General features: G+C 49.8%; 12 protein-coding genes. 1 reads left to right on the top strand and 11 read right to left on the bottom strand.

The window, feature by feature from the left end; translation table 11 throughout:
• From L696_RS0121630 to L696_RS0121620, 3 genes are all read right to left on the bottom strand, one after another.
• Nucleotides 1-656 (bottom strand): amidohydrolase family protein (locus L696_RS0121630; protein ID WP_025685501.1); only part of this gene is annotated, 656 nt, incomplete at its 3' end.
• An 83-nt stretch (nucleotides 657-739) separates the two neighbouring features.
• Nucleotides 740-3,118 (bottom strand): RNA polymerase recycling motor HelD, encoded by a 2,379-nt coding sequence (helD, locus tag L696_RS0121625; RefSeq protein ID WP_245233420.1) that lies wholly within the window; start codon nucleotides 3,116-3,118, stop codon nucleotides 740-742.
• Between the two features lie 311 nt (nucleotides 3,119-3,429).
• Nucleotides 3,430-4,461, bottom strand: coding sequence for an FUSC family protein (locus tag L696_RS0121620; RefSeq protein WP_209440992.1), 1,032 nt, complete (start codon nucleotides 4,459-4,461; stop codon nucleotides 3,430-3,432).
• Between the two features lie 188 nt (nucleotides 4,462-4,649).
• Here L696_RS0121620 and L696_RS0121615 point away from each other — a divergent pair, with 188 nt between their 5' ends.
• Nucleotides 4,650-5,948 carry an MFS transporter gene (locus L696_RS0121615; protein ID WP_025685498.1) on the top strand — a complete coding sequence of 433 codons (1,299 nt, stop codon included), beginning with the start codon at nucleotides 4,650-4,652 and terminating at the stop codon, nucleotides 5,946-5,948.
• A 90-nt stretch (nucleotides 5,949-6,038) separates the two neighbouring features.
• Here L696_RS0121615 and L696_RS0121610 read toward each other — a convergent pair whose 3' ends face one another.
• The 8 genes from L696_RS0121610 to L696_RS0121575 all read right to left on the bottom strand — a co-directional run bounded on the left by L696_RS0121610 (nucleotide 6,039) and on the right by L696_RS0121575 (nucleotide 14,072).
• Complete coding sequence (locus tag L696_RS0121610; RefSeq protein ID WP_025685497.1) at nucleotides 6,039-6,671, bottom strand: DUF2238 domain-containing protein; 633 nt, start codon at nucleotides 6,669-6,671, stop codon at nucleotides 6,039-6,041.
• A 27-nt stretch (nucleotides 6,672-6,698) separates the two neighbouring features.
• Nucleotides 6,699-6,902, bottom strand: a complete 204-nt coding sequence (locus L696_RS0121605; protein WP_013309792.1) for a YwbE family protein — start codon at nucleotides 6,900-6,902, stop codon at nucleotides 6,699-6,701.
• 63 nt (nucleotides 6,903-6,965) lie between these two features.
• A complete protein-coding gene (locus L696_RS0121600) occupies nucleotides 6,966-7,706 on the bottom strand; it encodes a DUF1361 domain-containing protein (RefSeq protein WP_025685496.1) in 741 nt (246 codons plus the stop codon).
• A 186-nt stretch (nucleotides 7,707-7,892) separates the two neighbouring features.
• The gene (locus L696_RS0121595; protein WP_081750774.1) at nucleotides 7,893-9,668 is read right to left on the bottom strand and encodes a hypothetical protein; all 1,776 of its coding nucleotides are present in this window, start codon (nucleotides 9,666-9,668) and stop codon (nucleotides 7,893-7,895) included.
• A gap of 9 nt (nucleotides 9,669-9,677) precedes the next feature.
• Nucleotides 9,678-10,640 carry a sugar phosphate isomerase/epimerase family protein gene (locus L696_RS0121590; protein WP_025685494.1) on the bottom strand — a complete coding sequence of 321 codons (963 nt, stop codon included), beginning with the start codon at nucleotides 10,638-10,640 and terminating at the stop codon, nucleotides 9,678-9,680.
• Nucleotides 10,637-11,509, bottom strand: coding sequence for a carbohydrate ABC transporter permease (locus L696_RS0121585; protein WP_025685493.1), 873 nt, complete (start codon nucleotides 11,507-11,509; stop codon nucleotides 10,637-10,639). Before L696_RS0121585 ends, L696_RS0121590 begins: the two co-directional genes overlap by 4 nt.
• A 22-nt stretch (nucleotides 11,510-11,531) precedes the next feature.
• Nucleotides 11,532-12,434, bottom strand: a complete 903-nt coding sequence (locus tag L696_RS0121580) for an ABC transporter permease (protein WP_025685492.1) — start codon at nucleotides 12,432-12,434, stop codon at nucleotides 11,532-11,534.
• A gap of 30 nt (nucleotides 12,435-12,464) precedes the next feature.
• A complete protein-coding gene (locus tag L696_RS0121575; RefSeq protein WP_025685491.1) occupies nucleotides 12,465-14,072 on the bottom strand; it encodes an extracellular solute-binding protein in 1,608 nt (535 codons plus the stop codon).
• Between the last annotated feature and the right edge of the window lie 348 nt (nucleotides 14,073-14,420).

Genomic DNA, 14,420 nt, shown 5'->3' with positions numbered 1-14,420 from the left:
CCGCCCGCCACTTTGCCCGCGCGCAGCGTGGCCTGAATTTCCCCGATCATCACATCGTCTCCATAGACGACACCAGGGAAATTCATGACTTCGCCCAGCCCGATCATATCCGGGCCCCAGCGTAAGGCTTCCGCGACTTCCACCGGGCCGAAGGAAGCCCCTGTCGTTTCCAGTTCCGGTCCTGTGGACGGAACACAAGAAGCCACCTGCATGTAGGCAGCCAGCGGTGTCGTGCGTGCTTCATCGAGCATCAGGCGAAGCCCTTTCAGACCAAGCACATTTGAAATCTCATGCGGGTCAAAAAATCCGCCCGTCACGCCTAGCGGCAGCACAGCTTTTGCAAACTCCGTTACGGTAAGCTGCGTGCTTTCGATGTGACAATGTCCGTCCAGTAATCCCGGTGCCATATAGCGGCCTTCCGCTTCAATGATCACAGTGTCTTCTCCGATGGTATGGCTAACGTCCCGACCGACGTATGCGATACGGGAGCCCTGCACAGCAATAGACATTCCCGGTAATAATTCGCCCGATACCACATTGACCAGCGTTCCTCCGCGGATAACCAGCGATGCCTTGCGCTCCCCTCTGGCTGTAGCTACCAGCTCGGGTACACAGTCCGCCAGCGGCGGGCGTTGAAATACACTCTTCATGTCCATTACGTTTTGTTACCTCCGTTTATGCTTCTTACCTGTTTTTCTTATTTGCTTATGTTACTGGAATACGCACAATTATGCCAGTCTTACAGAACAGGATCACTTTCTTCCACTTTACGGGTATACGTATCCGATTCCTGCGAACTCACGAATGGTGTAATTTCGCCTATCGTATAAATGTGCAGCAAATGCATAGCCCGTGTACAGGCCGTGTAGAACAACTTGCGCTCACTTTCACGCTGATATTGCTCCGCTGATCCGTCATAGATCAGGACCGCATCAAATTCCACGCCTTTTGCCAGGTAAGCCGGAATGATATGAATTCCCTTTTCAAAAGCCGGAGTTGTTTTCTTGATCAGCCTTGGCTTCACGGGCAACTGCCCTTCGAGCGCTTCATAAGCTGCCGCACTTTCTCCGGCATTTTTGCAGATTACTGCCACGGATTCATAGCCTTCTGCCAGCAATTCCGTGATGTTTCCGACGATCAGACGATGCAGCGTTTCACGCGAATGTACCTCCGTAACACGTGGCTTCTCACCCTTCCGGTTAAACGGTACAATATGCTCGCCTCCGGCCACCATTCCCCGGGTAAACTCCACAATTTCCTGAGTCGAGCGGTAGCTGCGTGTCAGGGAGATCATCTCGGTCTGTTCCGCTCCATACAGCTCATAGAGAGGCTCCGCATCCTGAAGCACCGAAGCATGCGCATAGATCGCCTGATTAAAATCGCCCAGCGCCGTCATTTTAGCCTGCGGAAACAAGCGCTTGAAAAAAGCCAGTTGAAACGGTGAATAGTCCTGCGCTTCATCAATAAACACATGACGGATATGGCTATTGGAACGAAAACCCAACATCAGCTCACGCAGATACAAAAAGGGTGTCACATCCTCATACGCCAGCTCCCCGGCCTGCATCCGTTCCAGCGTTTGACGGCTGATTTCACTCCAGCTATCAGGCAGCTCGGCGTGATTGGCCAGCTGGCTCAGTAGCGTCTCATTCAGGAACAGCTCGCCGTATAAGCGGGTCGTGTCTACGAAACGAAGCGCTTTGATCCACTTACGCAAAGGCTTCAAGCGGTCACTGACCACCATACGCGCCAGTATTTCCCGTTCACGTGTAAAATCGTCGAAGGTATGGCCCTTATTCTTGGATTTACGCCGCATGCGATTATAAGCACGCTGGTAATCCTCGGGCTCCATCAGATCCATCTGCTGATCCACCCATGGAGCAGAGCATTCCTCCTTACCGAAACGGGCCAACTCCTTGAGCATCCAGTCCCTTAGCAGCTCCAGCCGATTTGCCAGCCTTACCGAAGAGTCGAATCCATAAAACTTGCGCACCATTTCCTCCAATGGAACCACCTCGCGCCCTTGAAACCGGATCGGTTTAAAGCGCATACCCTCCTGCTCCAAATACGCCTTGTATCCGGTAATGGCTTGTAAAAACGTCTTGGAAGACTTAAAGCGGATACCTTTCATTCTGGCCTCATACCCCGGCTGTGACGATGCCGAAAGTACATATTCCAGTTGCTCAAAGGGATCTTCCAGTTGAAACTCCCGGCCCAACCGACGCTCTAAATACTCCTGAAGCGTGGCCTGGAGCATGTTTTCCTCACCCAATTCGGGCAGTACCGTCGAAACGTAGCTGTTAAACATCGGATTGGGCGAAAATAGCACCACCTGATCCGCGCGCAAGCGATCACGGTATTTATACAGCAAATAGGCTACTCTCTGGAGCGCAGCAGATGTTTTGCCGCTTCCTGCCGCTCCCTGTACGATAAGCATACGGCTTCGATCATCACGAATGATGCGATTCTGCTCCCTTTGGATCGTTGCCACAATACTTTTCATCTGAGCATCCGAGCTTCGGCTCAGCACCGCCTGTAGCAGCTCGTCTCCAATCGTTACCCCTGTATCGAACATAAAACGAATCTGTCCACCGCGGATCGAGAATTGGCGCTTGAGCGTCAGTTCTCCTTTCATTTCCCCTGTCGGAGTCTTATAGGAAGCGGGGCCCGGCATATTATCGTAATAGAGATTGGAAATCGGCGCACGCCAGTCATAGACCAGAAATTCCTCGTCCTGATTATCCAGCAGGGAGGCGATCCCCAGATAAACACGCTCTGCTGGCTGTCCTTCCTCAGCAAAATCAATACGTGCAAAATACGGTGATTCCAGCAGCTTTTTCAAACGACCTAGCGCCTCTGTAGAATGCTTGTGCCTGCGCTCTCGTTCCGACAAAATTTCAGATTGCTGACGCAAGCTGGTGGAGGTCTCGCCCACATCATCCGCCTCACTGAAATTGATTGTTACCTCATCCCAAAAGTCTTTACGCATATCTACGACATCTCCGCGTACAGAGCCAACCTCCGTCTCCAGCTTTCGAATGCGCCCGCTAATGACAGCAGTCACGTCCTCTACTCTCCGTTGTTCCTCATTCCATTGCTGCTCAGTAGTCACTGGCATCACTCCTGTTCCGTTTCCTCCTGCTCCACCGCAGGGCTAAACTATGTTCTATTATGGACCTGGGTATACCCTTGGCATCCCTCTGATCCGGGAAAATTGACTTACACTTTGAAACATGCTATAATGCGATAAGAAGTGTAATTAACGAATTTAAATTCATGGCTTTACCATAAACATAGCATCCTCTATTGTAGCAAGTTCAACCCCTGTTCGCAACCAGCGGGCTTTTTTTATGTCTTTTTATATACGCAAAAAGCGGTCGTCCATCTGTATAGATGAATACGACCGCTTTTTGCTTTTTGATACATTCGCTACTTGCTCTCTTCCACAGGATGAATATGATCCGCCAATCTGCTCAACCGCTCCAGTTGATGACCATAGTCATACATCGCGGCAGCCACAATCGACAGTCTTAGCATTCCTTCCTGACAGTGGTCAAAACGGGTAATCGCATGCTTCATAAATTCGCCGTTCGCCTGCTGGAACATTTCGCTTTCTTCCTCGTTCGGTTTCAGCTTATCCTCGAATTTTAGCAGCGCATGTTCATGGAACCGGATCAGCAGCTCCAGATGACTATCAAAAAATGCATCCGTACCCTTCGGTCGTAAGGACTGGAAGTAGTGCCTTTCCACCGCGTCCAGTACCTCATATCCTTTGTGCAAACTTCCGAGCATTTGCTTGTATACCACCATCTGCCTCGTCTGACTGAACCGGGAGCGCTTGAGCTTCTTCTGCTCTTCCTCGAACAAATGATATTTATCCGATAGCGATTTTATGGCTCCCTCCAGATTGCCTTTTTCCTCTTTAAAGACAGACTCCTTAATCTCATCGGAAATGGCGGTTCGCAGCAGCAAGGACATACTGTTAAATACACTTTGAATCTGATTGATAAACTGCCTTTTCGGTTTCGGGGGAAAAACAGTAACATTAATGACAAAAGCAGAAACAATCCCGATTAAGGTGAGCACAAAACGGGTCACCGCAAATTTCCAGTCACCGGAAGCTTCCATTACAGAAACAACGGTAACGAGTGTCAAACCTACCGTATCAGCCATATTTAATTTCAGACATATCATTAGTACCAGTACACATACTAATCCGACCGCAATCGGTTCATTTGAAAATACCATCCCGCCCAGCAATGCCATGATTGCACCCAGTGTGCTTGTTTGGAGTTGATCCAGAAAATAACGCCACGACCTGTATATCGACGGTTGCATGGCAAAAATAGCGGCTATCGCTGCCCCCACAGGCGAATGGGTATTCAAGAGCGTGCTCAAAAAAAGGGCGAGCGTCACTGCGATTCCCGTTTTTAACACCCGTGCTCCAAAAGCCAAAGCCATCCCTCCTGCTTACCCTTCAAATTTATTTATACCGAATTACTATAATGAAATTTCAAGACAAAGTCTATGCTTTATTATTACCCAAAAAAAATCGGAGACAAGGAATATTTATGGAATGCACAGATCCTGCTAGAATACATATCAACAGCATCAACTTATCTGCATCAACGTCACAGGAGGATCGCATCGTGTCATGGATTAGCAAAATGTTAGACGAGCCTCGAAAGTGGCCGCGTAATATCCGATTGTTTTTTATCGCCAATCTGCTGTACCAGATGGGTACGGGGATGTTTTCCGTACTGTATAACCTGTATATCCAGGGGCTTGGCTTCGGGGATGACATGAATGGCCGGGTGGTGAGCATGCAGGCGCTGGCTACAGCCTTACTGTTTATTCCGGTCGGTTTTTTAGGGGATCGGACGAGCCGCAAACACATGCTGGTCATCGGAGCGCTATTCAGCGGTGTTGCCTTTCTCATCCGTACCTTTACGGATACCAGTGGCAGTATGCTGGTTTTCGCCGTCGTTTCGGGTGTATTTGCCGCCTTTATTCAGGTGCTGGCTGTACCCTTTTTGGCGGAAAGCATTAGCAAAGCTCAGCGCTTGAAGATATTCAGCTATTACTCGGCTCTTGTACTCGCGGCACAGGTCATAGGGAGCTTTGGCGGTGGTGTGCTTGCGGATGGACTGCAAACGTCGGGGATCACACAGCTTTCCAGTCTGCGGGTCGCCCTGTTTCTCGGAGGAACGGCAACACTGACCGCTTTTATTCCTCTATTGTTCATGACAAAAGCCTCTCACGTCGAAGAAAATGTGCACCTTGCCAAATCGACACCTGAGCCGGTAACAGCGGATACGGCGGAATCCACGCCCGCTTTACCAGTAACACCTGCTCCTGCTGCTTCCGATACCCGGGTTATCGGACAATTTGTTCTTGCCCAGTTTTTTCTCGGGTTGGGCTCAGGTCTAGTCATCCCGTATCTCAATTTATATTTTACGAACCGCTTTTCCGTATCGCTCAGCGCGATGAGTTTGCTGATTGCTCTCGGTCAGCTCATGACTATCCTCTCCATGCTGATCGGTCCTACGCTTGGCAGCCGGATCGGACTGGTCAAGGCTGTCGTGGGCTTTCAACTGCTCTCGCTCCCGTTTCTTCTGATTACCGGCTTCACCAATGTCCTCTGGATTGCTTCCATCAGCTTTCTGTTCAGGCAAGCGTTGATGAATGCGGCCAATCCGCTGCAAACCGCCATTCTGGTGGAACGTGTATCGGATAAGAACCGGGGCATTGCCAACTCGATTCTCCAGACGATCTGGATGCTCGGAACCGCAGGCATGGGACCTGTACAAGCCTATCTGATTACGACCTACGGCAATTACTGGGGCTATGCCATCACGTTCAGCATGACAGGTGTGTTCTATATTTTGTCCTCCCTCGTCTACTATTGGATGTTCCGAGGATCTCAGGATACATCAAAGGGTGGTTAGAAAATGCTTTAGCACGCATTCTGCAACCACCCTCCACTACCATTACAACTTTATATCGTCCAGCTATAATCTCCAATAGAAAGTAACCCGCTAATGCCTTAGCTGTTTCAGCAGCTTGTTATGTACTCCGCTTAACAGAATCACGGCTGTCAGGGCACCAATCAAAGCAAGAAGCATATCCCATTGGGTATCCCATATATCCCCTTGGGTTCCCAAAAAGGCTTCTGCGGCCGTTCCAGTCGCCTTGGCTACGGCAAACTCAATCAGCTCATATGTAGCACTAATCGCAAGGCATACGCTAACCGTGAGAAAGGTCAGCCAACCTCCGCTTCCCAAGGTCGTTTTGCGCAGCAGCACTTCTCTGACCATAAGGGCAGGCACAAAGCCTTGCGCAAAGTGCCCAAGTCGGTCGTAATAATTACGCTCCAGCCCGAAGGTATCCCGAATCCAGTTGAACAGGGGCATTTCCGCATAGGTATAATGCCCGCCGACAATCAGAATGAGCGCATGCAGCCACATCAGGGTATACACCAGATTCGTAAACCGGAATTGGCGGTAAACCGCCACCAGCAGTACAGCTCCCACAATCGCCGGGAGAACTTCCAGTACCCAGGTAAAATGATCCGCCGGATGGATAAAGGACCAGATGAGAGCAAGCACCAGTAATACAAGCAAAACAAACGGATAGCGATCATGTTTCGACCTTGCCGTTGCCTGATTTATACGTCATTCCCCCTCAACCCGCAGTCTCTATCCTTCATTGGTTACGATATGTTTGACACGCCCAACCTGTCCGTCTGCCAAACGCACTTTAATTCCATGCGGATGACGCGGAGAATTGGTCAAAATATCCTTCACCGTTCCTCGCGTCAGCTTGCCGGTAGGCTGATCTTTTTTAAGCACAATATCCACCTGAAGCCCTGCGCGAATATCTGATCGGTTCTGTCCGTTCATTGTCTCTATTCCTCCTTTCTATTCAAGCTTATGAAGCTACTCAGCCACTTGGTCTTATTGACATTACCAATTACGCCATTCATCCCGACGGCTGTTGCCGATCCAAACCACGCACATCGTGGATACATAGCTAATGAACAAAATAGCAAATACCATACCGCTAAACTCCACAAAATGAGCACGCTGCAGGGTATCTGCCCATATGGAGGACACCTGCGTATATAACTGGGAAGGCGCAGATATAATATCCCATGTGTTCCCCCGAAAGAAACGGCCGATATAAATGCCCAAGCTACTTAGCAGCAGTACAGCCAGCACAAACAGCCAGCTTACAAACCCGCCGCGTGCACGCTGTACCAGCTGTCGCACAGATTCGAGCGATACAAATCCCATCGTCAGCCCCAGGACAGCGACCAACAGCATCCCCAGTACATGATTCCAGAAATACGGCTCTCCCCAAAAGCGTTGCTCCCCGAGAAAAGGATATCTCGCGAACACATGCAGCAAATCTGTGATTAAATACGGTGTGTTGGGATAAAAAAAGAACCATACCGCTCCCGTTATCCAGAGCAAAAATGTCCTCGTTCCCCGCCGCCAGGAACTATAAATCACATCAAGCAGCAGCGTTAAAAGCATCGGAATCCAGGCCAGCATCATATTCCACCAAATAAAAAGATAAGGGCGGCCTCCCGAGGGCAGCCGCACGTTAATGATCCACAAGGTGCTTATCACTGAGCATACGGCCAATACAATAAAAACATACCCTTTTACAGGATAATTCAACGATCTTAAACGGGCATACATAAGTGTCTTTCCCTCCTTTGCAACCGTCCATCCTTCCTGACGTTCCAATTTACACCTGTTCTGGACAGTGTACACCACAATCGCTTCAAGCTCAATGGAAGCGCTCCATTCAGCATGGCTCAAGACACCAAAAAGCACCTGTTTCCGAGACTGACCTCATCCCCGGAAACAGGTGCTCATCGTACCTCAAACTTCACTCACAGGCAAAGGAGACATACGGATCGTGATCGTCTGATCGAACGGAGCCATCCAATTGACCAGCAATGTGTGACAATCCGCAGGGTGAGCAGCCCCCCGAACCGAGGTAGCCGAATGCTCCATCGCTGTTCCTGTCAGCTCAAACCATGCATTTCCCGATTCATAGCGCGCCATCCCCCCAGTCCAGCATTGCACCGCTCCATTAACCAGCCTGTATTCCCCGCAAGTGAATTTCCCTTCACGTCCAAAAACAAATAAAATCTGTGTCATACAATCCACCGGGCCTTCTGAGCGAAAACGAAGCGTCCACACATCCTCCTGACGATCCACATCCACCCGGATTTCATGCTTCTGTTCATGGGTAAGTGGCCGTTTGTGGTGCGGGAGCAAATACCACGGACTAATTTCCTCCTGCGAGGTGGGCGGCAGATCAGCCGCTGCAACAGGCCCGTAGTAGCCTTTGGCCTGCTGACCCGATAGGGCCCATCCGGTTTCATGCGCAGTCAGCTCCTGCATAGGCACGAAGCCTGGCGAGAAATACGAAGCTGCCTGAACCGCCAGCAGACGTGCATCTCCATGCCGCAACGACAGGAACGACGAAGCCTCAGTCATGAGTGTCGCGCTGGTATCCTTCTGCCGATATCGAGCAACCGGAGCGCCAAAGTCCGTATGCAGCCTGCTGTGATAAATGTGCTGATGATGCCCTGCCTCATCCATCCGGCTCAGATAGTCAGCCCTCGGAAAACCTCCGTTCAGCAGCTTGTTATAGGTGACAGGTAATGCAGCTGACGGTAGTTTGCGGGTTTGCAAACGTGGCTCCAGCAAAAAGCGCACAGCCGCATTAATCGGAGCACCACCCGGATGATCCGTTACTTGAACAGCGGCGACAGCCATCGCTTCGAATATAGTATCCTCATCCTCGGTAGCCAGCATGGCATACGGGAGAAGATAGGAGGATAAATTCATCATCACGCCAAAGTCCTGTCTTCCCGAATACTCTGTGACCACTTCCCCATCGGGATGGACAAGGTACACCATCATGTGCAAATTGCGCCGCACCGGCTCCAGCAGCTCCGGCAGCTTCAATAAACGGGCGGCATGAATCAGCATAATATCGCTGACGGCATTATAAATTCCGTTGCTACGCTCCGTCCATTCGCCATCCGGCGTTTCGTCCAGCCCTTCTGCCAGCCACATACCGGCCCGGGCGAGCGCCTCGGGCAGATCAAACAGCTCGTGCAGGAAGCCCAGAGCAGCGCACAGCACCCAGCGATGATTCGGCGTATGGCACCCCCCGGTCAGCATGACCGGAATCGTCCGCTTCAGAAATAGGCGGATCGCGTCAGTCACCCGGCGCAGCTCCAGCCAATCGTCACCGATCAGCAACTGGTAGACCTGAGTGTAGCCCACCACCACGAACGCCGTATCCGGCGGCGAGTGAAAATTGGTCCAGCCCGGCGAAATAGAGCCGTCCTCATGCTGTACATGCAGCATGTACTGCGCCGCCAGCTCCAGCCGGATCAGCACATCCTCATTCCGGTAATAGGTGGAATCCGGATTGACAAGCGCGGCCGCCCAGATTGCCATTGCCGCAGGAGTGCCGACCGAATGATTAGGCCAGGCAATCCCGTTCTCATCATCGGTCACCCCGCCGTAATAACGGCTGTCAGCATCCAGCACCTGATGATCCATGCCCGGTTTCACCCAGGCATCGTTGACCGCTACGATTTTACTGTACATTCCCTCAGCCCCTGTGATATGCATAATCGTTGATCATCCTTGCATCTGAAGTTTCGCTATCTTGCTTGTCAGCAACTCATGGCTACGTTCAATGTCCTCCGGCTGGCAAGCCGCTTTCAGCTCATACACCTTGATCGGCGCCTGCCGGATGATCTGAACGAAACGATCGAAGAATTCCAAATCGCCGCTATGAATATAAGGGCACCAATGATCGGATAATCCTATCGTTTCATGGATGTGGACACCGAGAATATAGTCGATCATTTCATTGGCTTCCTTGGCATTATCGTACAATCCCATCCGGTCCATGATCATGCCGTGTCCAATGTCATACCATAGATACACGGGTGCGCCCTTCAAATCGTCTATGATCGTCTTGGCCTCCTGTAAGGTAGGCATCTGATAACAGCGTGAACGAGTTTCGATACCAATTGCTACATCATAGCCCTTGGAGGCGATACGGTCACACACCTCTTCCAGACTGTCGCGGATACGCTGTACATAATGCCCACTCAGCGCATTCCGCCGCTCCAGCATTTGTGTCCACAACGCTTGATAAGCAGCCGAATCCCTGCCCTGCTCACGGTAAATCACTTCCAGCTCGCCGCTGATATCGTAAGGAAACGGAACCTCTCCGGGATGCACAACCACCGCCTTTGCACCATATCGATGCGCATATTCCGCAGATTGTACCAGCAGCTCTATCGCGCGTTTTCGCTTCGTCTCATCATCAAACCCGAGCAGAACGGAATCCGTACCGTAATCCGGGTCAGGCGTGTGAGGAAACGTATTATGCACACTCGATATGCCGATTTCTCCCCGCTCAATCATAGGCTCAATCGTCATCAGCATTTCCCGGGTAATGTTATAATTCAGCTCCACCCGGCCAAAACCCAGCTCACGGATTTCCTCCACAAGCTCTCGGCCGACTGTATGCCTTTTTATATTCCAACAGGTGGAAAAGGAGTATTCCCCCTTCGCCTTCATCGTCATCATCCTTTCACCGCTCCAAGCATCACGCCGCTGACAAAATATCTTTGCAGCCACGGATAAACAAGCAGGATCGGAACCGTTGCGAAAATAACACTCGCCGCCTTCAGCCCTTCAGGTGTAATTCTCGCACCGCTTGCTCCTTCCAGCCTCGACAGCTCGGACACCATGTTATTTTGAATCATTTGATACAGCTTGAGCTGCAACGGGAATAAATCCGGGTTTTGAATATACATCAGCGTATCCTGAAACCCATTCCAGCGCCCCACACCATAAAACAGACTTAATGTCGCCAGCACAGGCAGGGATAGCGGAAGCACAATCCGAATCAAAGTGCCGAATTGGCTGCTGCCGTCAATCTCTGCCGCTTCCCCCAGACTCTCTGGAATTCCGTTAAAGAAGGAAATCAGAATAATCAGATAAAACGGACTGATCAGACCGGGTAAAATAAGGGACCACATATTATTCAGCAAATGCAAATCGCGCACCAGAATGTATTCTGGAATGATGCCGCCACTGAAAAACATCGTCACCACAATCATAAACATAATCGTTTTGCGGCCCTTTAAATTTTTCTTCGTTAACGGATATGCAGCTATCACTGTCATCAGCATACTCAGCACCGTCGTGATCACAGTCAGCATGACCGTAAACCCGAGCGAACGAATCATGCTCAAATCGGAGAAAACCTTCCCGTACGCCTTCAGATTGAACTCAACCGGGAACAAGGTAACTTCTCCGGACGTAATAGCCCGGTTTGAGCTGAAAGAAATAGACAAAATATGAATAAACGGGGCCAAACACAGCAGTACAGCCACAGCCACCAATAGGGTGGTTACAATATCAAAGGTGCGGTTCGCAGTACGTTCACTCATCAGGTGTCAGCTCCTTTACCACTTACAAAATACTTTCATCCGTCAGCTTCTTGGAAGCATAGTTCGCGCCCAGTACGAAGATCAGACCGACCACCGCCTGAAACAGCCCCACCACCGTTGCCAGCGTATATTGCCCGGATTCCATTCCAATACGATATACAAACGTACTTAGTACATCGGAATAGTCCCGAACCGCCACGTTGCCAATAACATAAGGACGATCAAAGCCAATGGTGATCATATTGCCCAGATTAATGATGAGCAGCGTAGCAATCGTCGTTTTCATACCTGGGATCGTAATATGCCAAATTCGTTTCATGCGCCCTGCACCATCCACCTCAGCGGCCTCGAACAACTCCCGGTTAATTCCGGTCAGTGCAGCCAGGTACAAAATCGTTCCCCAGCCTGCACTTTGCCACACACCCGTAAGCAGATAGGTGATCACCCAATCATTTTTATCCGTCAAAAAAGGAAACGCCTGAAATCCGAGCGAGGTCAGCACATTGTTGATCATGCCGGACTGCGTACCAAATACCTGGTACACAATCCCGCCGATAATCACCCACGAAATAAAATGGGGAATGTACAAAATCGTTTGCGACAGCTTCTTGAACCAGACCACTTTCATTTCATAAAGCAAAATCGCCAAGATTAAAGGTGCCGGAAAAGAAACCAGCAGATCCAGCAAATTCAGCACGATGGTATTGCGCAGTGTTCTATAGAAATCGTCCATGCGAAATACTTCCCGAAACGCGTCAAACCCGATCCATTCACTTCCGGTAATTCCCTGAAAAAAGTTGAAATCCTTAAATGCAATCTGCACGCCCCACATCGGGCCATATTTGAATACAATAAAGTAGATCAAGGGCAGCACAAGCAACGCGTATAATTGCCAATATCTGCGGAAGTAAACGTTCCCTTTCATGCGCTGTCTCCTCCTTTACGTTCCGCCTTCTTACTTGCCTGTCATGGCCTTGTAAGCCTCTGTGCGCTCATCCAGTATCGCTTGACCGCCGCTTGCCATATAATCCTTCAATGCCGCTTCAAAGGTCGCATCAAATTGTGCCGATGGTGCCATCACCGATTTGACAACCATTTCATCAAACTTGTCCAGTAGCGAGTTGCTGTATTTGGATTCGGATTTGATCGGATGGTCAAATTTCAGCGGAGGCACGGTATCCGTGTTGGAAATATCCATCGCTTTACGTACATCCTCCTGGAACTGAGACGGCATGCCCAGAATAAAGGCTTCCTTGTTTTTCTCATCATCGCCTGCAATTTTGCCGTTCGCAACGATAACCACATCGCCCTGATTATAGATACGGTCCTGTGCTTCTTGTGTCGGATTTTCCTTGGCAACCGGGATTCCGTCCTTCAAGGTATAATTTTCACCCTCTACACCGTTCTGCATATCGAGTAGCACCTTCTCGGAAGACATCCAATCAAGGTACTTAATCGCCTCAATCGCATGCTCACTGGATTTAGGTACCATAATGTACAGGCCATTGGATGCAAATTCCGGCTTGGCATGCTTGCCCTCGCTGTTGGTGTACGGGTCCATCGGAGTCAGCTTGGCTTTCGGCTGGTTGGCCAACAGGTTTGCATAAGCGGAGTCGTTGTAAAAAATGTTGTCGTAATCTTCACTGAAAAAGCCGGTATTACCGCTTTGAATATCCTGAGTCAGTTGTTTTTTATCCTTATCCAGACCGAAGTCCTTGCTGATCAGATCTTCATTGTAAAGCTTGTTCATAAACTGAACTCCATCCTTGAATCCAGGTAGCAGGATCGGATAATCACGGGAACCCAGCTTTTGAGTCAGCGTATATTTCTGCTCATCCGTCACCGGCTTGATAAAAGACCACAGCAGCGAATCATATTGTCCCGGCTCCATCGTCATACCCAGTGGAACCACCTTGCCGCCGGTCTTGCCGGGGTCTTTTTCCTTGAACGCTTTGAGCGTGTTATATAATTCGTCTGTCGTTTTAGGGACAGGCATTTTCAGTGTATCGAGCCAATCCTGGCGTATGAAGGAAGAATATTTCCCTAAAATAGTACGCTTACCCGGAATGGCGAACTGCTTGCCTTCCACCTGACCGTAGCTCAGCGTATCTTCACCGAGGAATTTTTTGAGATTCGGGCCATACTCATTCAGTAGCGGAGTCAAATCTGTCAGCCCACCTTGCTCTGCGTACCGCTCAAAAGTGCCGGAATCGTAAGTGAATACGATATCAGGTACATCGCCGCCGCTCGCCATCAGGACATTCAGCTTGGTGACCTCTTCCGAGCGCTGAACAGGCACATACGATAGATCAATATTGTTGGGTTTGCCAAAGTTCTCTTTTGCATAACGGGTTAAATAGCTGTCAGTAATGGTGTAGCCTTGAGGTGTGTTGCCTCTATCAAAAATTTCAACCTTCAATGAACCACCCTTGTCTCCGGTAGCCGTCGAATTTTTGTCCGCCTCACCCGACGAGCATCCACTCAATACAACCGACAGTGCAACCGTAGCTGCAAGCAGCAGACGCAGCTTCTTCAAAGTTCCTCCAGCCTTATTTCCTCTCATTCCTGAACACCCCTTTGTCTGCTTTTCCCGTTCGCCCCTCTTCTTATCAGAAGGTTATGGCATATCATGCATCGGCATGTGTCTGTCCCTTGTGGGTCCGGGATGTGCCTTAGTATGACATGACCGTAGGAAAACTGACAATAAACTAGTTTCCCGATCATAAACAGTTTAGATGAAAGCGATTACCAAATATGATAAAACGCTTACTTTTATAAAAGATCACTATTTTCCTGCGAATAAACTATTTTCTCTGTTCAAATCATGTTAGGTATATTGTCATATCAAGTAACTTAAAAGTTGCTTTTACGCAAAAAAAGCATCCTCCCTCTCATCAGGGTTAGGATGCTC

This window comes from Paenibacillus maysiensis (assembly GCF_000520815.1).
GTDB lineage: Bacteria > Bacillota > Bacilli > Paenibacillales > Paenibacillaceae > Paenibacillus > Paenibacillus maysiensis.
The sequence above is the reverse complement of the archived record's forward strand: the minus strand, read 5'-3'. Positions and strand labels throughout refer to the sequence as shown.